At 44.0% G+C, this 25905-nt stretch carries 21 protein-coding genes and 1 pseudogene; 12 read left to right on the plus strand and 10 right to left on the minus strand.

What is annotated here, in order from left to right:
- Positions 1-344: 344 nt before the first annotated feature.
- The 6 genes from IQ234_RS11080 to polA all read right to left on the minus strand — a co-directional run bounded on the left by IQ234_RS11080 (position 345) and on the right by polA (position 6943).
- The gene (locus IQ234_RS11080) at positions 345-1406 is read right to left on the minus strand and encodes a mannose-1-phosphate guanylyltransferase (RefSeq protein WP_193957118.1); all 1062 of its coding nucleotides are present in this window, start codon (positions 1404-1406) and stop codon (positions 345-347) included.
- Between the two features lie 126 nt (positions 1407-1532).
- Positions 1533-2519: a cytochrome f gene (gene petA, locus IQ234_RS11085; protein ID WP_193957119.1), complete on the minus strand. Its 987-nt coding sequence runs from the start codon at positions 2517-2519 to the stop codon at positions 1533-1535.
- 43 nt (positions 2520-2562) lie between these two features.
- Positions 2563-3102 (minus strand): cytochrome b6-f complex iron-sulfur subunit, encoded by a 540-nt coding sequence (petC, locus tag IQ234_RS11090; protein WP_002789527.1) that lies wholly within the window; start codon positions 3100-3102, stop codon positions 2563-2565.
- Between the two features lie 435 nt (positions 3103-3537).
- Positions 3538-3786 (minus strand): heavy-metal-associated domain-containing protein, encoded by a 249-nt coding sequence (locus tag IQ234_RS11095; protein WP_193957120.1) that lies wholly within the window; start codon positions 3784-3786, stop codon positions 3538-3540.
- Positions 3787-3822: 36 nt separating this feature from the next.
- Positions 3823-4068 carry a hypothetical protein gene (locus IQ234_RS11100; protein ID WP_002736270.1) on the minus strand — a complete coding sequence of 82 codons (246 nt, stop codon included), beginning with the start codon at positions 4066-4068 and terminating at the stop codon, positions 3823-3825.
- 4 nt (positions 4069-4072) lie between these two features.
- Complete coding sequence (gene polA, locus IQ234_RS11105) at positions 4073-6943, minus strand: DNA polymerase I (protein ID WP_193957121.1); 2871 nt, start codon at positions 6941-6943, stop codon at positions 4073-4075.
- Positions 6944-7133: 190 nt separating this feature from the next.
- Between polA and IQ234_RS11110 the strand changes: the two genes are divergently transcribed.
- The 4 genes from IQ234_RS11110 (at position 7134) to IQ234_RS11125 (ending at position 12237) form a co-directional block, all read left to right on the plus strand.
- Positions 7134-8060, plus strand: a complete 927-nt coding sequence (locus IQ234_RS11110) for a UDP-glucuronic acid decarboxylase family protein (protein ID WP_193957122.1) — start codon at positions 7134-7136, stop codon at positions 8058-8060.
- A 45-nt stretch (positions 8061-8105) separates the two neighbouring features.
- Positions 8106-9491 carry a UDP-glucose dehydrogenase family protein gene (locus IQ234_RS11115; protein WP_193957123.1) on the plus strand — a complete coding sequence of 462 codons (1386 nt, stop codon included), beginning with the start codon at positions 8106-8108 and terminating at the stop codon, positions 9489-9491.
- 245 nt (positions 9492-9736) lie between these two features.
- A complete protein-coding gene (locus IQ234_RS11120; protein WP_002754710.1) occupies positions 9737-10420 on the plus strand; it encodes a Mo-dependent nitrogenase C-terminal domain-containing protein in 684 nt (227 codons plus the stop codon).
- Positions 10421-10548: 128 nt separating this feature from the next.
- Positions 10549-12237: a SulP family inorganic anion transporter gene (locus tag IQ234_RS11125; RefSeq protein WP_193957124.1), complete on the plus strand. Its 1689-nt coding sequence runs from the start codon at positions 10549-10551 to the stop codon at positions 12235-12237.
- 253 nt (positions 12238-12490) lie between these two features.
- Here IQ234_RS11125 and IQ234_RS11130 read toward each other — a convergent pair whose 3' ends face one another.
- From IQ234_RS11130 to IQ234_RS11140, 3 genes are all read right to left on the minus strand, one after another.
- Positions 12491-12892: a DNA methyltransferase gene (locus tag IQ234_RS11130; protein WP_322743451.1), complete on the minus strand. Its 402-nt coding sequence runs from the start codon at positions 12890-12892 to the stop codon at positions 12491-12493.
- A gap of 31 nt (positions 12893-12923) precedes the next feature.
- A complete protein-coding gene (gene cphA / locus IQ234_RS11135; protein WP_193957125.1) occupies positions 12924-15557 on the minus strand; it encodes a cyanophycin synthetase in 2634 nt (877 codons plus the stop codon).
- 107 nt (positions 15558-15664) lie between these two features.
- Positions 15665-16519: a cyanophycinase gene (locus IQ234_RS11140; protein ID WP_110580585.1), complete on the minus strand. Its 855-nt coding sequence runs from the start codon at positions 16517-16519 to the stop codon at positions 15665-15667.
- Positions 16520-16892: 373 nt separating this feature from the next.
- On the opposite strand from IQ234_RS11140, the gene trmD reads away from it, so the two are divergent.
- Positions 16893-17588, plus strand: a complete 696-nt coding sequence (trmD, locus tag IQ234_RS11145; RefSeq protein WP_193957126.1) for a tRNA (guanosine(37)-N1)-methyltransferase TrmD — start codon at positions 16893-16895, stop codon at positions 17586-17588.
- A gap of 251 nt (positions 17589-17839) precedes the next feature.
- Here trmD and IQ234_RS11150 read toward each other — a convergent pair whose 3' ends face one another.
- Positions 17840-18067 (minus strand): hypothetical protein, encoded by a 228-nt coding sequence (locus IQ234_RS11150; protein ID WP_193957131.1) that lies wholly within the window; start codon positions 18065-18067, stop codon positions 17840-17842.
- A 27-nt stretch (positions 18068-18094) separates the two neighbouring features.
- On the opposite strand from IQ234_RS11150, the gene IQ234_RS11155 reads away from it, so the two are divergent.
- From IQ234_RS11155 to IQ234_RS11185, 7 genes and pseudogenes are all read left to right on the plus strand, one after another.
- Positions 18095-19027 (plus strand): DUF4351 domain-containing protein, encoded by a 933-nt coding sequence (locus IQ234_RS11155; RefSeq protein WP_193957127.1) that lies wholly within the window; start codon positions 18095-18097, stop codon positions 19025-19027.
- Positions 19028-19077: 50 nt separating this feature from the next.
- Positions 19078-19314: a hypothetical protein gene (locus IQ234_RS11160; RefSeq protein WP_193957128.1), complete on the plus strand. Its 237-nt coding sequence runs from the start codon at positions 19078-19080 to the stop codon at positions 19312-19314.
- Between the two features lie 36 nt (positions 19315-19350).
- Positions 19351-19881 (plus strand): hypothetical protein, encoded by a 531-nt coding sequence (locus IQ234_RS11165; protein ID WP_193957129.1) that lies wholly within the window; start codon positions 19351-19353, stop codon positions 19879-19881.
- 21 nt (positions 19882-19902) lie between these two features.
- On the plus strand, positions 19903-20061 hold the full coding sequence (locus IQ234_RS21795; protein WP_193957130.1) for a hypothetical protein: 159 nt from the start codon (positions 19903-19905) through the stop codon (positions 20059-20061).
- Positions 20062-20065: 4 nt separating this feature from the next.
- Positions 20066-20608, plus strand: a pseudogene (locus IQ234_RS11175) (hypothetical protein); the annotation flags it as partial.
- Between the two features lie 50 nt (positions 20609-20658).
- Positions 20659-20913 (plus strand): hypothetical protein, encoded by a 255-nt coding sequence (locus tag IQ234_RS21955; RefSeq protein WP_416209677.1) that lies wholly within the window; start codon positions 20659-20661, stop codon positions 20911-20913.
- A gap of 636 nt (positions 20914-21549) precedes the next feature.
- The coding region (locus IQ234_RS11185; RefSeq protein ID WP_228008471.1) for a DUF4347 domain-containing protein at positions 21550-25905 on the plus strand (4356 nt) is incomplete at its 3' end.

Below are 25905 nucleotides of genomic sequence, written 5' to 3' on the forward strand. Positions count from 1 at the left end.
GTTCGGGGGAGGCGCTTCGTCCCCCGACGGGGGGTTTGGGGGGTAGAACCCCCCAAAAGCTTGGATTGAGCGATAAAACCGAAAGTAACGCCCGATTTTAGTAGAGAGTTTCCCTTAAAAAATCCCAACTTAGTAGATTTACAAAAATGAGATGTACCCCTTTCAGTTATCAGTTATCAGTTATCAGTTATCAGTGATCAGATTTGAGTTTTGAGTGAGCAGTATTAAATAGAAGTTTCCTACTGTCTTTTCACTGATTACTGTTTACTGTTTACTGATCACTGATTACTGAAAAAGCTGATGGCTTAGATGTGTAATTAATTTTACTTAGGTACTTATCGATCCTATAACAATTTCTCTAATTTGGGATCGGTTTGTAATTGCTTGAGAACCTGTTTAATATCTTGGGTACGATCTTTGTGGACAACGAGAGTCGCTTTCCCGTCGCGAACAATTACCAGATCTTTTAAACCAATAGTAACGATCACTTCCTCCTCATCACTAGCATAGATAATAGCTCCTTCCGTGTCCAAACCGACATGATTGGCCAGTTCAATATTTTTGCCCTTTGCTTCTAGTAATCTTTCCAGAGAATTCCAATCTCCCAGATCATCCCAACCGAAATTAGCGGGTAAAACGTAAGCGAGTTGGGTTTTTTCCATCAGAGCATAATCAATACTTTTTTTCTCTAAATCCTCATAGGCAGCGATGCCCCGATCGATCAGAGGCTGTAAAATATTATTAGCGTGGGTTTTTAGCTCCTCTAAAACCACTTGTCCCTGAAAGATAAACATTCCGCTATTCCAGCTAAAAAGTCCCGTTTCTAGGAATTTTTCGGCCGTGCTGCGATCAGGTTTTTCCGTAAAACGATTCACTTTATAGACGGGTAAACCATTAAATTCGCCCTGATTTTCTCCCTGTTCGATATAACCGTAACCGGTGGAAGGATAATCGGGTTTAATCCCTAAAGTAACGATCGCTTTTTGGCTGACGGCCACTTCTACGGCCGCTTTTAAAGTGTTAATATAAGCCTCTTGATCACCAATATAATGATCGGCAGGAAAAAAACCGATCGCCACTTCCTTACCATAACGTTTGATCACTTCTAAAGTGGCCCAAGTCACAGCCGGGGCCGTATCCTTGCCCACCGGTTCCACTAATAGGTTACTCTCCGGTAAATCGGGCAGTTGTTCGCGGACTCCATCAGCGATCGCACTAGCGGTAATTACCCAGAGATTTTCCCAACCTGCTGCTAAAGATAATAGACGATCGGCCGTTGCTTGTAAAAGACTGCGACCACTACCATCAAGACAGAGAAACTGTTTCGGACGCGCTAAACGACTGAGGGGCCAAAAACGTTCCCCTTTACCCCCGGCGAGAATGACTGGAACAAGCGACTGATTCATAAAAAATTGACACTTATCGGTTAAGCTGAACCGATTGTATCAGACGACAGCGAGCGTTTTCCTGACCCAAAGCTAAAAAGCGGGCAAATAACCCGCTTTCTAGCAAAAATAACCGAAATATTGCGATTAGAAATTCATTTCGGCCGCTTGTACTGTTTCCACTTGTTTTTTCTTAATAACTAAGAGGATTTGGCAGAGCATAATACCACCGAGGAATAAGACTAATCCTTTGATCCGGCCGGGATTTTGTAGGACAACTTCCGTCTCTTTTTGACCAAAACCGCCGACATTGGGGTTACTGGTTAAAAATTGTCCCACTTCGATCGCTTGACCTTCCGAGACGATTAACTCAGGACCTGCGGGGATATTTTCCACCACGGGGCCAGCTTGGGAAGTGATGGTCACTTCATAACCGCCGGCTTCGGTTTTGCTGATCTGGCTAATTGTACCGGCAGCAGAGGCTTTGAAGGCGTTATTATTGCTAGGTTCACCGGTGGGGTACACTTGACCGCGACCGCGATTGGCCCCTAAATGCACAGCATATTTACCGAAGTGAATACTCTTATTTTGGCTAGGATCGGGGGCCAGGACGGGGAAAACGATTTCTTTGTATTGATCTCCGGGTAAGGGGCCGACGATAACCACGTTATCTTGACCTTCTTTGTAGGATTGGAAATAGACTCCACCGAGTTTTTCCTGCATTTCTTCGGGAATGCGATCGGGGGGCGCGATTTTAAAACCATCTGGTAGCATTAAGACTGCACCGACGTTTAAACCTCCCTTGGATCCGTCTCCTAACACCTGTTGACTGGCGGGATCGTAGGGGATTTTTACTACTGCTTCAAAGACGCTATCGGGTAATACCGAGTGAGGGATTTCAATTTCGGCGGGTTTTTGGGCTAAATGGCAGTTCGCGCAGACAATCCGACCGGTCGCTTCTCTGGGGGTTTCCGGGGCGGTTTGTTGCGCCCAAAAAGGATATGCTTGGGCAGATTGGGGGTTAATGACATCGCTGGTTAGGAGTAGGGAAACGGTAGCGATCGCCACGAGGACAGCTTTCACTAGGGCCTGTCTGTGGACTTGCGGGAAGCTTAAAAAGTTGAATGTTCTCATCTCTATCGGTTGAATAATTCCAAATCTCGTCACATTGAATAATCTAGGACCACCAGGGTTCTTCACCGGTGCGGAAGTCGGTTTCCGTCCAAGTGGAGAAGACGACTTTATCATTATCGGTGACGTTGGCATGGGCAAGGGCTAAGGATAGAGGCGCTGGACCGCGAACTACTTTTCCTTCGGCATTGTACTGGGAACCGTGGCAAGGACACATGAATTTTTCTTCGCTGGCATTCCAAGGCACCACACAACCTAAATGGGTGCAGACGGCGTTAATTCCATAGTTGGCCAGGGTTTTGTCCTCTTGGACGACTAAATAGGTGGGGTCGCCTTTTAAACCTTGGGCTAAGGTGCGATCGCCGGCGTTATGGCTTCCCAGAAATTGACTGACAATCACATCATTGCCTAGGGCATCTTTTGCGGTGACACCGCCACCCGTACCACCGGCCGAGGGGGGAATAAAATACTTAACAATCGGATACAAAGCCCCCGCTGCTACTCCGGTAATTGTACCAAAGGTCAACAGGTTCATAAATTGACGACGCCCCAAATCGGGAACATCTGTACCGGAAACTTGACTCATTGCTCCTTATCTCCAAATGTAAATTTTTGTAAACTAATTCTCATCTAAGGGCGATTTTGTGCATCTCGATCAAGACGAAAACCCAGAGCTTAAAGAAGGTTTACAAGGGCTTTATTAGATTATTACAGATATTGAGTCACGGACAATTGCCACGGTAAAGCTGCGCCAAATGCGATCGCTGTTTGCTCGCTTTTATCGAAAGAATCTTAAAAAATTCGATCCAATGGAAAATTAAGTCCCCATCTACCTTTAACTTAAGTTAGTAGCCAAGAATACAATGATTTCAAGTCATGCCTAGGAGCTTGTACACGGAAAAGTCTCGCATCAATAGATTACTTCACTCAATTTGTCAAAGCGTGGATTACTTTTAATGCTTGGTATAAAAATTTTTATCCTACTCTCAGAACAGAGGTCTATTTTTAAGGGAGAAGGATGTCAACCCTCACTGCTAGACTCAACAGTATGGCCGACTTCGCTGATCCATTGGGCAATTTCTGCGGGGGATGCGGTGGTTTCTACCGTGACGATTTTATTGGCTACATCCACCGATATTTGGGATGCTGGTTGCTGATTGTTAATCGCTTTAGTAATGGTATTAGCGCAACCTTCACAGGCAATACTAGGAACTTTTAAGGTAATTGTCATTGTTGTAACTCCAGTAACTCTATAGCTAAAAACTAGCATAAATTGTCAGGGGTAGCTGATTTTTTAAGAGTTTATTTACCATTTCAGCACTGCCGCTTCGATCCCCTGTTCCCGACGCAGTTTACTATCTTTTTCTAGCCATTGGATTACCTGTTTATGGGTTAGTTCTTCTAGGGTTACTCCCGTATCTTCGGCGATTATTTTTAGTAAGCGTAGGGAAGAAATCGTTAAACGAGTCAGGAATTTTTCGGGAGAAGTCAAGAGGGCAGCGTCCACATCTGCGGATTCTTCTGGGGTTAAAAATTGTCTGTTTTCGATCATAGTTTTATTTGGTTTCCATCCAATTGTCACCGGCTTTTATTTCTACCAAGAGAGGGACTGTCAAGGAGACAGCTTCTTCCATAGTCGTCTTGATTTTTGACTCTAGGGATGGCCATTCTTCCCTCGGTACTTCCAAGACTAATTCATCATGGACTTGCAGCAGTAATCTGGCTCGATAATTTTGCAGTACCTCGGCCAATTTTACCATCGCTACTTTAATAATATCAGCACTGGAACCCTGAATGGGCGCATTAGCGGCCGATCTTAATAATTGTGCCTCCTCGTTGTTGAGTTTGAGGCTATCTAAATCGATGTCATGTAAGGACAGTCCCCGCAGTCTTTTCAAGAGGGGATTATCAAAGTTAAAATAACGTCTTCTCCCCAAAATTGTTTCTACATATCCCTGAGTGATCGCTTGTTTTTTGCTATTCTCTAAATACTCAAATACTTGGGCATAACGTTGATGATATTTTTCAATAAATTTTCTGCCCTGTTCTACGGTTAATTTCGATTCACGGGCGAATTTTTGCGCTCCCATGCCATAAATAACCCCGAAGTTAATTGTCTTTCCTAAACTGCGTTCTTCGGGGGTAATTTCCCCTTTATCAAAGAGCAATTGAGCGGTGACTTTATGAACATCTTGATTACTACGATACGCTTCTAATAAAACTGGTTCTTGACTGAGATGAGCCAGAATTCTTAACTCGATTTGTGAGTAGTCTGCTGACACTAATAAGTAACCATCTTCGGGGATAAAAGCTTGACGAATTCGCCGGGAAAATTCACTGCGAACGGGGATATTTTGCAGGTTAGGATTAGAGGATGATAAACGTCCAGTGCTGGTGATAGTTTGATTAAAATCCGTATGCACTCGTGCGGTTTTTGGTTCGGCTAATTTCGGTAAAGCATCCACATAGGTGGATTTTAATTTGGATAAGGTGCGATGTTCAAGGATATAATCAATTAAGGGATGATCTCCTTGTAGTTTCTCTAAAACACTTTGATCAGTAGAGTAACCTGTTTTAGTTTTTCTGGATTTTTTGCGATTGAGTGCCAATCGCTCAAATAGTATTTCACTTAACTGTTTAGGAGAGCCAAGATTAAAAGTTTCTCCGATAGATTCATAAGCTTTTTTTTCTATGTCTGCCAAATCTCTTTCTAGTTGCTGGGACAAGTTTTTTAGATAATTGATATTAATTTTTATACCATAATTTTCCATCTGCCACAGCACCATGACGAGGGGAGATTCTACCTCTGAGAATAATTGATATAAAGAGGGAATTTTAGTTAATTCTGCCTGTAATTTTTCTTGAAGTAAATAGGTAGCGTAGGCATCTAATCCGCAGTAGTTAGCAGTGGTGGCAATATCTAAATCAGCGATGGTTTTTCCCGCAGGAATACCGAGACTTTTATAACTAATGGAAGTGATACCGTCCAAATAGCGATCGCATAAATCTTCGAGATTATGAGTTAGTTCGGTATGGAGGACATAACTAGCCACCATAGTATCAAAAACTAGACCTTTAACGGTAATTCCTTGATGATAAAAAACATCAATATCAAATTTCGCATTCTGGAAGACTTTCGGATAATTATTACCAGCTAAAATTGGGCGTAATTTTTCGAGGACTATCTCTAGATTTAAATTATCACCGTTCTGGTGTCCGATAGGAATATAGGCCATAGTATTTAATTCTTTTCCCCAACAGCAACCGATGCCGACTAATTTCGCTACACGAGGATTTAAATCCGTGGTTTCGGTGTCCCAAGCGACGGGAAAATGTGGATTAGTAAAAGTTGTTAATTTTGCCAGTAAAGCATCTAACTTAGGAATAGTATCAATAATGTCGGGAGCAATTAGAACCGGTGGAGAAATAGGGGGTAAATCAAACAGAGACAATTGATTAGAATCAGCATCGCTAGTTAATTCTAGGGTAGGAGTGCCACCTAGATGCCGTTGAATTTGATCGAGTTTCTGGAGAATTTTCTTTAACTCCAATCTTTCCAATAAAGGTTTAACTAAACGCCGATCGAAACCTCGGAGACGAAATTTCTCCTCTTCGAGGCTAACGGGGGCATCAAGGGCAATTTTAGCTAAATAGCGAGAACTTTCGGCGGCGGTTTTACCCTCTAATAATTTAGTTTTTACCATTCCCTTGATCGATTCCAGATTGGTATATATATCCTCTAAGTTATCGTATTTTTTTAATAAATCTATTGCCGTTTTTTCGCCAATTCCGCGCACACCGGGGATATTATCAGACTTGTCACCGCAAAGAGCCTTAAAATCTACTACCTGTTTTGGTGTCACCCCTAACTTTTCCGTGACAGCTTGGGAATTAAATTCTGTATAACCCTGTCCCGATGTACTTTTGACTGCATTAATATCCAGATAGAGAACCGTGGTTTTTTTCTCCTCATCTACCAATTGGAATAAATCTCGATCGCCTGTTAAAATCTTGACTGTATAACCATGATCGCCAGCTTGTTTTGCCAAAGTTCCTAAAACATCATCTGCTTCGTAACCCGGAGAAGTCACAATAGGAATATTCATCGCTGCCAAGAGACTTTGCAGATTACTTAAATCGGGGCGAAATTCTTCGGGAGTTTCTTGCCGATTAGCTTTATAATTGACATCAGCTTCATGGCGAAAAGAAGGGACTGCTAAATCAAAAGCGACCGCTAAATAAGTGGGTTTTTGAGTTTCTAGTAACTGCATCAGAGAGTTTAAAAACCCAAAACAAACACTGGTGGGAATACCGCTAGAAGTACGCAGAGGTCCCGAACGAGACTTAGCAAAGGCATAATAGGCACGAAAAGCCAAAGAATGCCCATCAATCAGGATAAATAGCTTATTTTGCTCGCCACTGTTCATAATCTAGTCTCAAATTTGCGTGTTATTTCCATTTTAAGGATTACCGAGCCATTATTCAGCCATTAACCTTGAATCGGCGATCGCTGATCACTGATCACTGATACTCAACACCCCGTCAAAAAAAATATTTGCCAAAAAACCAGCGTAAGGGTATTTTAAGAATAATTTTATATGTGTGCTTTGCGATTACATGAGAATCCTAGTTACGGGTGGTGCGGGTTTTATTGGTTCCCATCTAATCGATCGCTTGATGGAACAGGGTCATGAAGTGATCTGTCTGGATAACTTCTACACAGGGACGCGCAGAAATATCGTTAAATGGCTAGGAAATCCTTATTTTGAGCTAATTCGTCACGATATCACCGAGCCGATCCGTCTAGAAGTCGATCAGATCTATCACCTGGCCTGTCCTGCTTCCCCAATTCACTATCAATATAATCCCGTAAAAACGATTAAAACCAATGTTTTAGGGACTATGTATATGCTGGGCCTAGCTAAAAGGGTAAAAGCGCGGTTTTTGCTCGCTTCTACCTCAGAAGTCTATGGCGATCCCGATGTGCATCCGCAAACGGAAGAATATCGAGGTAATGTCAACTGCATCGGACCGCGTTCCTGTTATGACGAAGGTAAACGGGTGGCAGAAACCCTGGCTTTTGAGTATTATCGGGAGCATAAGGTCGATATCCGGGTGGCCCGGATTTTCAACACCTACGGCCCGCGAATGCTGGAAAACGATGGTCGAGTGGTGAGTAATTTCGTCGTGCAAGCTTTGCGCGGTGAACCCCTGACGGTTTATGGTCAAGGTTCCCAAACCCGCAGTTTTTGCTATGTTTCTGACCTGGTGGAAGGGTTAATGCGTTTGATGAATGGGGACTTTATCGGACCGGTTAATCTCGGCAATCCCGACGAATACACAATTCTGGAATTAGCACAAGTCATCCAAGGCATGATTAATCCCGAGGCCGAATTGGTCTATAAACCACTACCGGAAGATGATCCCAAGCAGCGACAACCAGATATCACTCGTGCTAAAAACTATCTGGATTGGAGTCCAACTATTCCTCTACACCAGGGTTTAAAAATGACGATCGAGGATTTCCGTTCTCGTCTAAGCTAATCCCTAATCAATAAATTTAACTTAATTGTCACTGGAGTGATTATCATGCGTGTTTGTGTTATCGGAACGGGTTATGTGGGTTTAGTCACTGGGGTTTGTCTAGCACATATCGGCCATCATGTCATCTGTATTGACAACAATGAAGAAAAAGTCAAATTGATGAAATCGGGACAGTCTCCCATCTATGAACCGGGGTTATCGGAATTAATGCAGTCTTCGGCAGCCTCCGGCAATCTGGAATTTTCCACGGACCTAGAAGCGGGAGTTAAACACGGCGAAATCCTCTTTATCGCTGTTGGTACACCAGCACTACCCACTGGAGAAAGTGACACTCGTTATGTGGAAGCGGTGGCCCGGGGTATTGGGGCCCATCTCAACGGTGGTTATAAAGTAATCGTCAATAAATCTACCGTTCCCATCGGTTCCGGGGATTGGGTACGGATGATCGTCCTCGATGGAGTGGCCGAGAGACAAAAAAATCTCGTGGCCGCTGGTGGCGGTATTAGTACACTAGAACGCATTAAAGCGGAATTCGATGTGGTCAGCAATCCCGAATTTTTACGGGAAGGTTCGGCAGTTTATGATACTTTTAACCCCGATCGCATTGTTTTAGGCAGTAATAACCCGAAAGCCATCGAAATGATGAAGGAATTGTACGCGCCTTTGGTTGAACGTCAATTCTCAGAAGATCCATCCTTGCCTCCCGTTCCCGTAGTGGTTACGGATCTCAGTTCAGCAGAAATGATTAAATACGCCGCTAATGCCTTCCTAGCCACCAAAATTAGCTTTATTAACGAAGTAGCTAACATCTGCGATCGCGTCGGGGCCGATGTCACCCAAGTGGCTAAAGGTATCGGTTTAGATTCCCGTATCGGCAGCAAGTTTCTCTCGGCCGGGATCGGTTGGGGGGGTTCCTGTTTCCCTAAAGATGTGTCAGCTTTGGTGCATACCGCGGAAGACTACGGTTACGAAACGGAATTACTCAACGCCGCTATCAATGTTAACAAACGTCAACGGACAATTGCGATCGAAAAACTGCAACAGGAATTAAAAATCCTCAAGGGTAAAACCGTCGGTTTGTTGGGATTAACTTTTAAACCCGATACCGATGATATGCGCGATGCTCCGGCTTTAACCATGATCGAACAGTTAAATCGTTTGGGTGCTAAGGTAAAAGCTTATGATCCGATCGTTTCCCAAAGTGGTTTAAGTCACGGTTTAAGCGGTGTGATTATCGAATCGGATCCAGAAAGATTAGCCGATGGTTGTGACGCTTTGGTGGTGGTGACGGAATGGCAAGAATTCCTCCGTCTTGATTACGGCAAAATGGTTAAAACCATGCGCGAACCCGTGTTAATTGATGGTCGCAATTTCCTCGATCCTGCGGTGGTGACAGCAGCCGGTTTCCGTTACCTCGGGATCGGCCGTTAATCCCAGTAATCCGCCTTTTCAGCAGGACTGACGCGGTTGGGGAAGGGACAAGCATCACCAACCCCTTACCCCTGCTCCTAGGGGCGAAAATTGCCCGATTATGCCGTCTAAAAAACGAAAACTTCCTAGCTGACCATGGGGTTATTGGCTATAGTTAAATGATATGAACAGGAGCCACTAGAATCTGGGGGCGATGGGTAGAATTAAATTGAGAAACTAGAAATCAGTTTTAGCAATACATACCTATGGTTAGCTCTGTTCAATACCGCTACACTAACGAACAAGTTAGGGACTGGTTACGGGGATTACTGACAATTGCCTGGTCTGACGGGGATTATAGCACCAGCGAACAGGAATCGATCGCCCGTTTCGCTCATGAATTAGAATTAGATGACGACCACGTTCTCTATCAGTCGATTAGTCCCGAAGAATTGGCCGCCAGTTTCGGTCATGACCCCAAAATATCAGAAAACTTCCTCCGCACGGCGGTCATGGTAGCGATCGCCGATGGCATTTATTCCCCCGCAGAAGCGCAATTACTGCGTAGTTATCGGGATGCTTTCGGGTTAGAAATCGAGGCCCTGTCAGCTTTAGAACATACTATCTGTGAAATTCCCGAAATTACCACGGAAGCGAATAAATCTGAGTTTATAAGTGCTGAACATCCCCACCCAGATCTGCTGCATCCCCTCAAAGACTGGTTAGATGGGGTAGAAATGCACGATCCGCGCTTGGCCCGGTTTATCTGCAAAATGGTGCCGCCTCAATGTCCTTTTGAACGCGATATCGTGCTGTTTGGTCATAAATTAGTGCATATTCCGCCCCTGTGCAAGTTAAATCCTCTCTACGAGCAATTAGTCGGGTTACGCTTCCGCGCCTTATCATACTTAGCCGATGATTGTCAAGAGGATATTTCCGAGTATATTTAGCCAGTTTAACTAAAATTGCGACTAACATGGTATAAATATCCTGCTGACAGAAAATATCTCAGCCTCAAGGCTTTTCCTAGCCAATTCTTCCGTTAAAATTAGGTTAAGTCGCCGTTGACAGAGAAAATATGAGTAAAAACTCCCGACGAGTCGATTTTCCTGATTTACCGGGTCGAAAAAACCTGCGATCCTATCAATGGCAGTGGCTGGGCCGAGATATACTCGCCGGTGTCACCGTGGCGGCCTACGCTATTCCCCAGTGTATGGCCTACGGCGACCTGGCCGGGGTCGAGCCGGTGGTGGGATTGTGGACTCTCGTGCCGGCTGCCCTAGTTTATGCCCTTTTCGGCTCCTCATCGCAACTGTCCCTCGGACCAGAATCGACCACAGCAGTGATGACGGCGGCAGCGATCGCACCTTTGGTGAGCCTTCAAGGGGAAAATTACGGCAGTTTAGCGGCTTTTTTAGCCCTAATGGTCGGTTTAATCTGTTTTGTCGCTTATATCGCCCGCTTGGGATTTCTAGCTAATTTACTCTCCAAACCAATCCTGATCGGTTATATGGCGGGAGTGGCGGTGATCATGATTGCGGGACAACTGGGTAAAATTAGTGGTTTGTCAATCCGTGAAAATACGGTTTTTAAAGAAATTTTCGCTTTTTTCTGGGGAATAAACCAATGGCACTGGCCAACTCTTAGCCTAGCTTTACTGCTGCTACTATTTCTATTTATCATCCAAAAATATTTTCCCAAAGCACCGGGTCCCTTGCTGGCGGTTTTACTGGGAACCCTCGCCGTCGCTACCCTCCATCTTGATCGAGAAGGGGTGGCAGTGGTGGGGAAAATTAGCAATACTTTGCCCAATTTTGGCTTACCAACCCTAGATTTTTCCCAATTACTACCCCTAGGAACCGCAGCCGTCGGTATTGCCCTGGTGGGCTATTCCGATAACGTCCTGACCGCCAGAGCCTTCGCCGCACGCCATAACCAAGAAATCGATGCCAATCAAGAATTTTTAGCCCTGGGACTGGGGAATCTGGCGGCGGGTTTTTGTCAGGGATTTCCCATCAGCAGCAGCGCCAGTCGCACCGCAGTGGGCGATTCCGTGGGTAGTAAAAGTCAGCTTTACTCCCTGGTGCTGGCAGTGGTGGTGGTGGCGGTCATTTTCTTCCTCAGTCCGCTACTGGCACTCTTTCCCAAGGCCGCTTTGGGTGCGCTGGTGATTTATGCGGCCTGTAAACTGGTGGATATTGCCGGCGCTAAACGACTAAAAAGCTTTCGCAATAGTGAGTTTAATCTCGCTGTCCTGACCATGGTGGGGGTGCTAACCACGGGGATTTTAAGCGGGGTTGCCATCGCCATCGGTCTCTCGGTTATCGATTTATTGGCCCGCATTACTCGGCCCGATGACGCGGTCTTGGGTACGGTTCCGGGGGTGATGGGTTTACACGCGCTCCAGGACTGGCCGGAAGCGCAAACAATACCGGGGTTAGTTATCTATCGTTACGATGCCCCCTTATTTTTTGCTAATGCGGCCGACTTTAAACGTCGCGCTCTCAGTGCCATTGCCCGGGAGACAAAACCAGTAGAATGGTTTGTCTTGAATACGGAGGTTCTTGGGGAATTGGATAGTACAGCCGTGGAGATTCTTGAGGAATTAGCGGCGGAATTATCAAGACAGGGTATAGTTTTCGCCCTCGCTAGGGTTAAACACGATTTGTACTTACAATTGCAACGTTCTCGCTTGTTAGATAAAATTAGCGAGGAGAGAATTTACTATACTTTGCCGACGGCGATCGAAGCTTTTAAAAATCGTTAACTGATAAGTAGTCGTGCAAAATAAATTTCCTAGTGAAGATAGGCAACAGGCAATAGGCAATAGGCAAGAGGCAAAAGCTTTATCGAAATGTGTAATTAATTTTGCTTAGGTACTTAACTCTACCAGTGAATTATTTTCACTTTCTATCTCATCAATTGTATCATCAGTTAAGCCCAACTCTTTCTTGGCGAACACGCGCCTTGCACGACGATCAAGAATTTTAATAATATTGGTTCTATCTTGTTTAATTGCATCAATAAAAGTTCTTGGGCGAAAAAAAACCTAGTCCACCTGCTAATCTCGGTTTACAAAGTTCTATAACTAACACTAAATGATACAGAGAACGCACGGGAAAACCTTGAAGCCAACTACCACCAATATCTATAACTAGGGAGCCTTTGGGCTTGAGAATACGATAAAATTCACCAGCAAATATTTTAAACCATTCAACGTAATCATCAGCGTCCACATTGCCATACTCTTTTTTTCTTACTAAGGCAAAGGGTGGGGAAGTACAAATCAAATCGACACTCTCATCCGGCAACTCCCCCATCAGTGTCAGACTATTACCCAAATAAGCGGAACCAAGCCGAGTCTCATAATAGGGATTTCGGCTGATTTTGATTAAACCATCGTACTCAGTAACAATTGGCACTACTTTATTTTCTGGCTATTTTTCCTAACTTCTAACCCTGATTATCGGTCAGGGGTCGATGTTTCTCGATCAAATCGATCGCCTGGGTGACACTTTCGGGGAAAATTACCACTAAACCACCCTCAGAAACCGTACTTAAAGCCTTCTCTAAAGCTTCCGTTTCATCGAGAATAACTTCCGGACGCAAACTGGCATTTTCTTGGCTAATTCCCCGGAGAATTAAATCGGCCACTTCCCCCCGGCGGCGACCGCGAGTATCGTTATCTTCCTTAACAATAATTCGATCGAACATTTGGGCCGATAATTTCCCCAATAAAATTAAATCATCATCGCGTCGATCGCCAGGTCCGCCAACCACGCCGACTTTTTCCCCGGACCAATTGCCGACAAAACCGCCGACGGCTTCGTATCCAGCCGGATTATGGGCATAATCGATTAAAGCGTGATGGTGTCCCAAGTCAAACAGGTTCATCCTACCGGGAGTCTGGGCCACGGAAGGTTTAAAGGTCCGCACCCCTTGGCGAATTAACTCGATATCGATACCCTGCACAAAAGTGGCTAAACAGGCGGCCAAGGCGTTAGCAATCATAAAAGGAGCCATTCCCTGCATAGTCACGGGAATATTAACCGCTTCCTCGATTCTCAGCGTCCATTCTCCCTCTAGAATCGACAGATAGCCATTCTCATAAATGGCGGCCATGCCACCGCGACGGATATGGTCGTGAATAATCGGGTTATCGGGACTCATGGAAAAATAAGCGACTCTTCCCTTGACTTTTTCGGCCATACTAACGGTCAAGGGGTCATCGGCATTTAAAACCGCGTAACCCTCGGCGCTAACCACCTCGGCCACAACGCTTTTTACTTTTGCCATTTGTTCGATGGTGTCGATATCACCGATACCCAAATGGTCGGCGGCCACATTTAACACCACCCCCACATCGCACTGATTAAAGGCTAAACCCGATCGCAGGATACCACCTCGGGCTGTTTCTAACACAGCAATCTCTACTGTAGGATCCTTCAAAATCATACTGGCGCTGTAGGGACCGGTGTTATCGCCCTTTTCTACCAGATAATCATCGATATATACGCCGTCCGTCGTGGTAAATCCGACTACTTTCCCCGTTTGTCGGCAAATATGAGAAATTAAGCGGCTAGTGGTGGTTTTGCCGTTAGTTCCCGTAATTGCCAGAATCGGCACGCGACTGGGAGTCCCGGGGGGGAATAACATATCGATAACTGGGGCGGCGATATTGCGGGGTAAACCGCGACTGGGGGCGACGTGCATCCGAAAACCGGGGGCGGCGTTGACTTCTACGATTACCCCGTCCACTTCTTTCAGGGGTTTGCGGATATCCTCTGTCACCACATCGATCCCGGCAATGTCCAAACCGATTAATTTTGCCACTCTTTGGGCGATCCAGACGTTTTCGGGGTGAATTTCATCGGTACGATCCACGGCGATGCCGCCGGTGCTTAAATTAGCCGTGGCCCGCAGATAGGCGATCTCTCCGTGGGCTAAAATGCTGGTCAATTCATAGCCCTGTTTCTCTAGCACATTAAGGGCGGTTTTGTCAATAGTTATTTTAGTTAAAACGTTGGCGTGACCGTCACCCCGGTTGGGATCTTGATTAGTAATATCGATTAATTCTTCTATAGTTGAGCGCCCATCACCGACGACGTGAGCGGGAATCCGTTCGGCCACGGCGGCGACTTTACCATTTATGACTAAAATTCGGTGATCACTGCCTTTATAGTACCTTTCCACGATCACGCTGCGGGTTTTCGAGGCGGCACTGGCTAGATCATAGGCTTCCTCTGCTTCCTGTTGATTTTTAACATCGATGCTGATGCCCCGGCCGTGGTTGCCATCGAGAGGTTTAATCACGATGGGAAATCCTCCCACTTCCTCGATTGCCGCTGACAACTCATCCAAGTATTGAATCACCGTACCCCGGGGGACTGGAATCCCACCATCCTTGAGGATAGTTTTTGTGCCTTCCTTGTCACAGGCCAACTCAACGGCTAAAATCCCCGAAAAACTGCTTAAAGTGGCTTGAATGCGCTTTTGGTGAACGCCATAGCCCAATTGCACCATGGCACGAGCGCTCAGAAGTAACCAGGGAATATTTCTAGCTTGTGCTTCTTTGACGATGGTTTCGGTACTCGGACCGAGGGCGGCATTATTGTATAAATCGCGTAAATCGGCTAAATCTTGGGACAATTCTTCCTTAGAATAGGTTCCCGTATCGACAATCGATTGACACAAACGCACGGCAGCCCGACCCGCATAACGTCCCGCTTGCTCGTCAACGTACTCAAACACCACGTTATAGACTCCGGGGGTGGAAGTGCCTCTCGTGCGACCAAACCCGACGGGAGTTCCTGCCAATTCCTGCAATTCTAGGGCGATATGTTCGATGATATGGCCCATATAGGTCCCGGTGCGGACTCGTTCAAAGAAACCGCCGCGATAACCGGGGGAGCAGTAATGTTCGACTAAACTGGGGAGAACGTCAATTAATCCCTCGTAAAAGCCGGGGATTTCATTCGATGGCTTCTCTGCGAGATCTTCGAGATCCAGACGCATAACAATGAGCTTGTCGCGACGAATACTCCAGTAGTTGGGACCGCGCAGGGTTTGGGTTCTGAGAATTTTCATGATATAGCTGATGTTCGCTGTTGAGAAGCACAAAGAAGCCGTTGTTTATTGTCTGGGTTTCCGAGATGGGTAAACTGTTCACGATGAACAGTTTTTCAGGAGTTTTTTTATCCCAATTTAGCGATCACTTGCTGTTTTTTGAGATGATAGCCATCACCGTAGGCAAGAATATGTACCCGCAGATTATGCAGACTCAGGGGTTCGTTTGCGGTGACGTGATGGTGGTTGGTGTGGGACATTTCCCTAGCATCAATTACCGTCACTGTACCGCAGCCGATTACTGTCATCGTGCCATCCCGTTCAAACATAGCGCAGGTATCCTCATCGATGCCAATTCCTAAACGTTCGGGATAACCAGAGATAGCGCTCATTAACCGGGCCATGCGGTTGCGATTATGGAAGTGTTGATCGACAATGACTTCAGGAATGAGACCTAATCCCATGGCCATATCCACTAGGGCCCGATTAGGTGCTTCCCCGCTGCTGCCCCCAGCAATCATGTGATGACCCATAACGGCGGCCCCGGCGCTAGTTCCGGCCAGGGTTAGTTCTCCCTGTTGCACTCTTTGTCTGATTCTTTCCATCAGGGGAGTATCGGAGAGCAAACCGCATAAACGCAGCTGGTCGCCTCCGGTCATAAATACACCTGTACACTCTTCGATGTAGGCCTGGAATTGGGGGTCTTCTCCCTGCACGCGATCGCGAATATCGATAACTTTGACGTATTTTGCCCCCATTTCCTCGAAAATCTTCTGATAGCGATCGCCGATTAAAACCGGTTCTCTGGAAGCGGAGGGAACAATAGCGATCACTGCTTCGCTACCCCCAGCGCGATTCCAAAAGGTATGCAGTATCTCTTTACCGTGGACTTTATCCTCGGCACCTCCAATGACTAAAATCGCCGTTTTGAGAGATACGGGGGTAGGATTTTGGTGGTGTTGGGTTTCTAGCTCGATGATCATGTCACTGAACGAATAGACATTTTTAGGGATGGAAGGTTTTTCGGGAAGATGTACAGGTATCTTGATGTTATTTTCCCTGAACGGTTGATGGAAAAAAATGCGGTTTAGGAATATTTTTCGGGACATCAAGCAATAGTAGAGGCGATTTTAGCAATTTTCTTCGATCCACTGGCAATGACGGACTGTTAGTTAACTTTTAGTCTAGGCTAGACTTCGATCACTCAAGCTAGAGCCAGAAAAACCCCTAGACAGTACAGCATAGTCTATCATGTTATTGAGATAGACTGGCGCAAAATTAGCAAGATTTTAACTGATCGATCCGTGACACAATGATACATTAAACACTATCCCAGTCTAGGCCTTAATTTTTCCCGTGCAGTTTGACATTATTACTCTCTTTCCCGATTTTTTTACTTCACCGCTGCAGTCGGGGTTGTTGGCAAAAGCTCTCGAACGCGACATCGCTAGGGTAAATTTGGTCAATCTCCGGGATTTTGCCCACGATAAACACCGTCGCGTCGATGATGAACCCTACGGTGGTGGTGTGGGAATGTTATTAAAACCAGAGCCAATTTTTGAGGCGATCGAGTCTTTAGAAACTTTACCACCCCGGGAGATCGTGCTGATGACTCCCCAGGGGGAACCTCTCAATCAAGCTTTACTGAAAACTTGGGCCAGTAGTTATCAGCAGTTAATTCTCATCTGTGGCCATTATGAAGGGGTAGATGAGCGGGTTTGTCAGCATTTGGTGACTAGAGAGGTATCTTTAGGGGATTTTGTCCTAACTTGTGGAGAAATCCCGGCTTTAGCGATTATTAACGGGGTGACGCGGTTGTTACCCGGGACGGTAGGTAAGGCGGAATCGTTGAAATTGGAGAGTTTTGAGGCAGGTTTATTGGATTATCCCCAATATACCCGGCCGCCAGTCTTTCGCGGTTGGCAAGTGCCGCCGGTTTTGCGATCGGGTAATCATCAGGATATCGCTGATTGGCGCTATCAACAACAACTCGATCGTACTAAGGAACGTCGTCCAGATCTCTGGCAAAAATGGCTAGAGGAACAGGATTAATCGCCAAAAATGCTCCTGTGGGAATGCTCAATAGACCTCGACTTAATATTATCTCAGGATCAAAAGTCTTTGTAGTTAAAAAATCTACCCGAATAAAATTTTTTTAATTGTCTCATATTAGACCTCTTGCAAAAATCAAAAACCTTCCGTTAGGTGAGGAGTCTGATTCCTGACTCCACCAACAAACTTTTTCAGCAGAACTCTAATTAATTTAAAAAAATTGCTATAGTTACAATCTGTCACAAAAAATGCTAATTTGCCAGCAAACCTCTAAAATTAAGCAAATAACTGCCTAGTTTTGACGTTAGCGATCGCATCTTCCCAACAATGAGAAAACGGGTTTCTTCGATAAACCCGTTTTCTGTGGGTTTTTTTGCGGAAAGCATCCCCCTCTCCTCGTAGGTTAAGGGGGTGAAATCATAACAATCCGTTGCCAAAACCGACTTTTCAGAATACAATAGGGACGAGTAGTCATTCATCGCTCAGATTAGTTAAGATGACATTACATGACTAATAATATTGACCATGACCGCTTATTTAAGGAGTTAATCTCCACCTTTTTTGTCGAATTTATCGAGTTATTTTTTCCTCAATTGATGGATTATTTAGATAGAGACTCGATTACTTTTTTAGACAAAGAAGTATTTACTGATGTCACGGAAGGAGAAAGGTATGAAAGCGATTTAGTCGTACAAGTTAAGTTTCGAGGAAAAGAATCTTTTTTTCTGATTCATGTCGAGGCGCAGGAAAGTTCCCGCAAGTGGTTTAATCGGCGAATGTTTACTTATTTTGCTCGCTTTCATGAGAAATTTGTCTTACCGATTTATCCGATTGTAATTTTTTCTTATTCAAAGCCAAAAAGAGAAGCGATTAGTAAATATGTAGTCGATTTTCCCGATTTTAAGGTATTAGAATTTAATTATCAAGTAGTGCAGTTAAATCGATTAAATTGGCGAGATTTTCTCAATCAACCGAATCCGGTTGCTTCAGCTTTGATGGCGAAGATGAACATTGCCGAGAAAGAGCGAGCCAAGGTAAAAGCCGAATGTCTGCGCTTGTTAATTACTTTAAGGTTAAATCCAGCGAAAATGCAATTAATTTCTGGATTTATTGATACATATCTCAATCTAAATCCGGTGGAAGAGAGACAATTTCAAGAAGAGATTAGCACATTTAGTCAACCCGTACAGGAGGGAGTTATGCAAATTACCACCAGTTGGATGCGTCAAGGTATCGAACAAGGTATCGAACAAGGTATTGAACGGGAAAAGACATTGATTCTTCGTCAAATTAAACGCAAGTTAGGGGAGATTAATCCTTCATTGGAAACTAAAATCATGGAGTTAAGTATTGATGATGTCGAAGTATTAGGAGAAGCTTTATTCGACTTCTCTACGGTTGAAGATTTAATCAATTGGTTAAATACTTTAACAGATTAGCTCTTCCGTTAGCGATCGCCTTCTGACAACAACCCACTAAAATTGTCATAATGAAACAAACAACCGCCAATTATGATGAACCCTGGAAAGAAGCATTAAGCGAGTATTTTGAAGCGTTTTTATACTTCTTTTTCCCCGAAGTTCACCAACTAATTGATTGGACACAAATTCCCGAATCCCTAGAAAAAGAACTCAAACGGATTACCGCTTCAGCAAAGACAAAAAAACGTTTTGCTGACAAACTCTATTCAGTTATCAGTTACCAGTTATCAGTTATCAGTGACTAACTAGAAACAAGTAGCAATCCCTTTGCTATAATAGTCATGGCACACCTGAAAACAAAAGCGACTACTGGGAAGCTGCCAGAACGGGAACAGTGGAAGTGGAGGTTAATCAGGGGATTGTATGACAGGGGGTTCGAGAGGGAACAGATAATTAAACTGTTTGAAATCATCGACAATATGATGACTTTATCCCCTAAATTGCAGTCAAGTTTAGAGAGTAAAATTAAACAATTTGAGGAGGAAAGAACCATGCCTTTAATGAGTAATATGGAGTTACGAGGAAGGAAAATTGGTGAGGAAATTGGGGAGTTACGAGGAATAGAACGCGGTAAGGAAATTGGTAAGGAAATCGGTAAGGAAATTGGTAAGGAAATTGGCAAGGAAATTGGCGCGTTAGAAAAGGCTCGTAACTATATTAAAACGGTGCTGAAAACGCGATTGGGTGACATTCCAATAGACATTGAGCAAGCTGTGGATAAAATTGCTGTATTATCGATTTTAGATGAGTTACTGAAATCGGCATTAACCGTTAATTCTTTTGATGAGTTGCATCAACTTTTAGAACAATAGTCTCAGTAATTTTCTTCTCCAATGAACCAAACAACCGCCAATTATGATGAACCCTGGAAAGAAGCATTAAGCGAGTATTTTGAAGCATTTTTACATTTCTTCTTTCCCGAAGTTCACCAATTAATCAGTTATCAGTTATCAGTTATCAGTTATCAGTTACCAGTTATCAGTTATCAGTGACTAACTAGAAGCAAGTAGCAATCCCTTTGCTATAATAGTCATGGCACACCTGAAAACAAAAGCGACTACTGGGAAGCTGCCAGAACGGGAACAGTGGAAGTGGAGGTTAATCAGGGGATTGTATGACAGGGGGTTCGAGAGGGAACAGATAATTAAACTGTTTGAAATCATCGACAATATGATGACTTTATCCCCTAAATTGCAGTCAAGTTTAGAGAGTAAAATTAAACAATTTGAGGAGGAAAGAACCATGCCTTTAATGAGTAATATGGAGTTACGAGGAATAGAACGCGGTAAAGAAATCGGTAAGGAAATTGGTAAGGAAATTGGTAAGGAAATTGGTAAGGAAATTGGAGCGTTAGAAAATGCTCGTGATTTTGTGAAAAAAGTTTTGGAAAACCGACTAGGCGATATCCCTGAAGATATTGGACAATGTCTCAATGATGCTTCAGTTATTTCGGTTTTAGAAGAGATGTTAAAAGCCGCACTTATAGTAAATTCTTTTGAGGAGTGTAGGAAGTCTTTTAGTATCATCATAAATAAGTAGTGTGGGTAATACCTACCTTACTTAGTAAACTGTTTGAAATCATCGACAATATGATGACTTTATCCCCTGAATTGCAGTCAAGTTTAGAGAGTAAAATTAAACAATTTGAGGAGGAAAGAACTATGCCTTTAATGAGTAATATGGAGTTACGAGGAAGGAAAATTGGTAAGGAAATTGGGGAGTTACGAGGAATAGAACGCGGTAGGGAAATCGGTAAGGAAATTGGTAAGGAAATTGGCAAGGAAATTGGGGCTTTACAAAAAAGCCGTGATGACATAAGTAGTCGTGCAAAATTAATTTCCTAGTGAAGATAGGCAAGAGGCAAGAGGCAAGAGCGGGGTTAGATATGTGTAATTAATTTTGCCTAGGTACTTAAAAACAGTTTTAACTGTGCGGTTTGGACAAATTTCTTCAGAAATTGAAGAGATAATCGGCAAAATGACTAACCCTACTATGAAGAGCTACTAAAATTAGCAGCTACCGCTAATTCTCTCGCAGAATTTAAGCAGTCTTTGGCAAAAATCAATATCTAGAAAACGGGTTTCTTTGAGAAACTATTTAGAAACCGGGTTTCTTTGAGAAACCCGGTTTCTGGACTTATGGCGATTGATTTTGCTCAATCTGATGGCTTGAGTCAAGTTAATCAGGTGAATAGTGCGAGAAATCAAGGTTTAACCGCACCGAATTTAATTTGATTTTCTCTGATTCATGAATAAACCTGATGAAAAAAAAAAAAAAATAAGCATATTTTATATGCTATTGACGGTAGAAAAAAACGCTCTCAAGATGGTAGAAACGATTAATTGATGGTTTGAGAGTCTTCAAGCCTAACCTCGACTGGCTGCGGTTGCGGAAAACAGGCTGACTCGACTGAATAAATAATATTGAAGCAGCTTGTGGGCAATGTCCACCCTACACCACTTACCAGGAACCCTTACATTATGTCTCGCCAAACTAATCTCAACCAGTCCGTAGTTTTCCTCGATGCTGGTGTCACCGATTATCAAACCCTCCAAGCTGGAGTAATTCCAGAAGTCGCCACCGTTATTCTCTCTGCCAATCAAGACGGAATCGAACAAATCACCGCTTTTTTACAACAAAATCCCCAGATTACCACCATTCACCTCGTTTCCCATGGTGCGCCGGGATGCTTATATTTAGGGAATTGTCAACTCAATTTAACAAATATTTACGATTACCGCCAACAGTTACAGAATTGGGCAAATGTTCATCATATTCTACTGTACGGTTGTCAGGTAGCGGCGGGAGATGCAGGAGAAGAATTGATTGAGAAGTTGCATCAGTTGACGGGTGCGACGGTGATGGCTTCAGCGACACCTACGGGAAGTAGTAAATGGGGAGGAGATTGGGAATTAGAGGTAATAGTTTCTCGCGCTGAAAGTGAGCAAGATTTGAATATTTCGTTGGCGTTTGATGGGGGGACTTTAGCTACTTATGAGGGAGTATTTGCTCTTTCTTTAGTTGGAAGGTGGGATCGTTTAAGCTTTGCCAATGCGGTGACAGTAGTAGGTAACTACGCCTATGTTGGAGGGGATACATTAGAAATTATTGATATTAGTAACTCTGTTCCAACTTTCGTCGGCAATTATGCTAATAATAATTCTGGCTATGCTCGGGATGTGAAAATAGTCGGGAACTACGCTTATGTAGCTGAGTTTTGGTCAGGACTGAACATCATCGACATCAGCAACCCCACTAACCCTATTCTGAAAAGCAATTATCAGGCCGATACTGATATCCCTTTTATCCAGACTTTTGCTGTGGAAGTAGTGGGGAATTACGCTTATGTAGCTGATGGGCTAGGACTGTACATCATGGACATTAGCAATCCGACAACACCTACTCTCAAGAGCCGTTATTATGGCGTTTTTGCTAAGGATGTACAAGTAGTCGGTAACTACGCTTATATGGCTGATGATAGTAGAGGACTGCAAATCATGAACATCAGCAACCCAGCCGCACCCACTCTTGTGGGTAATTATGATACTCCTGGCAGGGCTTGGGGTGTGCAAATAGTCGGCAACTATGCTTATGTAGCTGATTGGACTTCAGGACTGCAAATCATCGATATTAGCAACCCTACTAACCCCACTCTCAAGGGTAATTATAATACTCCTGACGCTGCTACTGGTGTGCAAGTAGTCGGTAACTATGCTTATGTATCTGATGGGAATTCAGGACTACAAATCATCGACATCAGCAACCCAGCCGCTCCTACTCTTGTAGGTAATTATGATACTTCTGGCTCGGCTTATGGTGTGGAAATAGTCGGCAACTACGCTTATGTGGCTGATTGGGCTTCAGGACTGCAAATCATCAACATCAGCAACCCAGATACTCCCACTCTTGTGGGTAATTATGATACTTCTGATTATGCTGATGGTGTCGAAGTAGTCGGGAATTACGCTTATGTTGTAGATGGTAGTTCAGGACGACTACAAATCATCGATATTAGCAACCCTACTAACCCCACTCTCAAGGGTAATTATGATACTCCTGGCTGGGCTTGGAATGTACAAATAGTCGGTAACTACGCTTATGTAGCTAATGATTATTACGGACTGCAAATTATCGACATTAGCAACCCGACAACCCCCACTCTCAAGGGTAATTATGATACTTCTGGTTATGCTTTTGATGTACAAATAGTCGGTAACTATGCTTATGTAGCTGGGAGTTCAGGACGACTACAAATCATCGACATCAGTAACCCTAGTAATCCCACTTTCAGCGGCGACTATTATGATTATAATCATAGTGGGTTTCTTGATGTACAAGTAGTCGGCAACTACGCTTATGTAGCTGCTGGTGATTCAGGACTGCAAATCCTCGACATCAGCAACTACGACTTTATGTTCGGCTTTGTTCCAATTTTAAAAGGTAATTATGATACTTCTGGCATTGCTTTTGATGTGGAAATAGTCGGTGACTATGCTTATGTAGCTGATTATGATTCAGGACTGCAAATCATCGATATTAGCAACCCAGCCGCTCCCACTCTTGTGGGTAATTATGATGCTAGCTATGCTAAGGATGTGCAAATAGTAGGCAACTATGCTTATGTAGCTGATGGGTCAGGACTGCAAATTATCGACATCAGCAATCCAGCCGCTCCTACCCTTGTGGATAATTATATTACTGGCTATGCTGAGGGTGTGCAAATAGTAGGCAACTACGCTTATGTAGCTGATGGTGAAGGCGGATTGAAGATTATTGATGTCAGTGACTTCAATAACCCATCGCCTTTACCAAGTGTCACCTTAGCAGTTTCCACCACCAGTGTTACTGAAGATGGAATAACTAATTTAGTTTACACTTTCACCCGCACAGGAGACACAACCAATCCTTTGACGGTCAATTTTAAAACAGTCGATGATACAGACTCGTGGAAAACAGCCATCTTTAACACAGATTACAGTCAAACTGGTGCAGCCAGTTTCCCAAATTACTCAAATGAAACAGGAACAGTGACTTTCGCTGCTGGTTCAGATACTGCAACTGTAACAATTGACCCCACGGCTGATACAACTGTTGAAGATGACGAAACCGTCAGCTTAACCCTCACTTCTGGGACTGACTATACAGTTGGGACAACTACTCCAGTGACGGGAACGATTCTCAATGATGATACCCGTGTTACTCTTCAGGTTTCTCCTAGTCTTGTCACCGAAGATGGGACAACCAACTTAGCTTACTTCTTCTACCGCGACGGTGTAACAACTAATGCTTTGACAGTTAACTATACAGTTGGGGGTACAGCTACCTTTAATACAGACTATACCCAAACCGGTGCAGCGAGTTTTAATGCGACAACTGGGACAGTGACTTTCGCCGCTAATGCTACTACTGCTACCGTCACAATTGACCCGACAGTAGATAATATAGCTGACCCGGATGAAACTGTAACTTTAACCCTCGCTTCGGGGACTGGTTATACAGTGGGGACGACCACCACAGTGACGGGAACAGTTAATGACGATATCAACCCCCCTATCCCCACTTTCATCAGCAAATATGATACTCCTGGATGGGTTTGGGATTTGAAAGTAGTGGGGAATTACGCATATTTGGCTGATTGGACTTCAGGACTACAAATTATCGACATTAGCAACCCCACTAACCCCATTCTGAAAGGCAATTATGATACTGACGCTGCTTATGGTGTCGAAGTAGTCGGGAATTACGCTTATGTAGCTGATGGGAGTTCAGGACTACAAATCATCGACATCAGTAACCCTAGTAATCCCACTTTCATCGGCAATTATGCTAATTTTGGTGCGGTTCTTGGTGTGCAAGTAGTTGGAAATTACGCATATCTGGTTAATAATGGGGCTTCATCACTGCAAATCATCGACATCAGCAATCCCACGAACCCCACATTAAAAGGCAGTTATGATGATGATTATGACCCTGCTTTTGGTTTACAGGTAGTAGGAAATTACGCTTATGTAGCTGATGGAGAGTCGGGACTGAAAATTATCGACATCAGCAATCCCACTAATCCCATCTTAAAAGGCAGTTATGATACTTCTTATGCTTTTGGTGTGCAAATAGTCGGTAACTATGCTTATGTAGCTGATTGGGATTCAGGATTGCAAATCATCGATATCAGCAATCCCACCAACCCCATATTAAAAGGCAATTATTATAGTTCTGGCCAGGCTGCTAATGTGCAAGTAATCGGTAACTACGCATATCTAGCTGCCCAGTCGGGGGGTTGGGGGGGTTATGGACTACAAATCATCGACATCAGCAACCCTACTAATCCCACCATCAAAGGTAATTATCAAAACTTTTACTCTCCTTTGTCATATGCGTATATAGTCCGCGATGTGCAAGTAGTTGGTAATTATGCTTATGCCGCCGGTTCAAACTCTCCTGGTGCAGGCGGATTGCAGATTATTGATGTGAGTGACTTCACTGATGTCAACGAAAACCCGACAAATCTCACCCTATCTAACAACAGCGTCGAGGAAAACTCACTCATCAATACCCTCATCGGTAGCTTCACCACTACTGACCCCGATACGGGTAATACCTTCAGCTATAGCTTAGTTACTGGGACAGGTTCCACTGATAATAGTCTCTTTACCATCGACGGAAATCAACTCAAAACTAACGCTATTTTCGACTACGAAAGCAAAAATAGTTACAGTATTCGGGTTAAAACCACAGACCAAGGCGGTTTGTCCTATGAAAAACAACTCACCGTCAATGTTACCGATGTCAATGAAAACCCGACAAATCTCACCCTATCTAACAACAGCGTCGAGGAA

Origin of the sequence: Microcystis aeruginosa LEGE 91341 (genome assembly GCF_015206885.1) — a bacterium.
Lineage (GTDB): Bacteria > Cyanobacteriota > Cyanobacteriia > Cyanobacteriales > Microcystaceae > Microcystis > Microcystis aeruginosa_H.

Bases quoted from the DNA above. Each gene is read 5' to 3' on its own strand.
- IQ234_RS11080 (WP_193957118.1), bottom strand. From the start codon at position 1,406: ATGAATCAGTCGCTTGTTCCAGTCATTCTCGCCGGGGGTAAAGGGGAA.
- petA (WP_193957119.1), bottom strand. From the start codon at position 2,519: ATGAGAACATTCAACTTTTTAAGCTTCCCGCAAGTCCACAGACAGGCC.
- petC (WP_002789527.1), bottom strand. From the start codon at position 3,102: ATGAGTCAAGTTTCCGGTACAGATGTTCCCGATTTGGGGCGTCGTCAA.
- IQ234_RS11095 (WP_193957120.1), bottom strand. From the start codon at position 3,786: ATGCTAGTTTTTAGCTATAGAGTTACTGGAGTTACAACAATGACAATT.
- IQ234_RS11100 (WP_002736270.1), bottom strand. From the start codon at position 4,068: ATGATCGAAAACAGACAATTTTTAACCCCAGAAGAATCCGCAGATGTG.
- polA (WP_193957121.1), bottom strand. From the start codon at position 6,943: ATGAACAGTGGCGAGCAAAATAAGCTATTTATCCTGATTGATGGGCAT.
- IQ234_RS11110 (WP_193957122.1), top strand. From the start codon at position 7,134: ATGAGAATCCTAGTTACGGGTGGTGCGGGTTTTATTGGTTCCCATCTA.
- IQ234_RS11115 (WP_193957123.1), top strand. From the start codon at position 8,106: ATGCGTGTTTGTGTTATCGGAACGGGTTATGTGGGTTTAGTCACTGGG.
- IQ234_RS11120 (WP_002754710.1), top strand. From the start codon at position 9,737: ATGGTTAGCTCTGTTCAATACCGCTACACTAACGAACAAGTTAGGGAC.
- IQ234_RS11125 (WP_193957124.1), top strand. From the start codon at position 10,549: ATGAGTAAAAACTCCCGACGAGTCGATTTTCCTGATTTACCGGGTCGA.
- cphA (WP_193957125.1), bottom strand. From the start codon at position 15,557: ATGAAAATTCTCAGAACCCAAACCCTGCGCGGTCCCAACTACTGGAGT.
- IQ234_RS11140 (WP_110580585.1), bottom strand. From the start codon at position 16,519: ATGATCATCGAGCTAGAAACCCAACACCACCAAAATCCTACCCCCGTA.
- IQ234_RS11150 (WP_193957131.1), bottom strand. From the start codon at position 18,067: ATGAATGACTACTCGTCCCTATTGTATTCTGAAAAGTCGGTTTTGGCA.
- IQ234_RS11155 (WP_193957127.1), top strand. From the start codon at position 18,095: ATGACTAATAATATTGACCATGACCGCTTATTTAAGGAGTTAATCTCC.
- IQ234_RS11160 (WP_193957128.1), top strand. From the start codon at position 19,078: ATGAAACAAACAACCGCCAATTATGATGAACCCTGGAAAGAAGCATTA.
- IQ234_RS11165 (WP_193957129.1), top strand. From the start codon at position 19,351: ATGGCACACCTGAAAACAAAAGCGACTACTGGGAAGCTGCCAGAACGG.
- IQ234_RS21795 (WP_193957130.1), top strand. From the start codon at position 19,903: ATGAACCAAACAACCGCCAATTATGATGAACCCTGGAAAGAAGCATTA.
- IQ234_RS21955 (WP_416209677.1), top strand. From the start codon at position 20,659: ATGATGACTTTATCCCCTGAATTGCAGTCAAGTTTAGAGAGTAAAATT.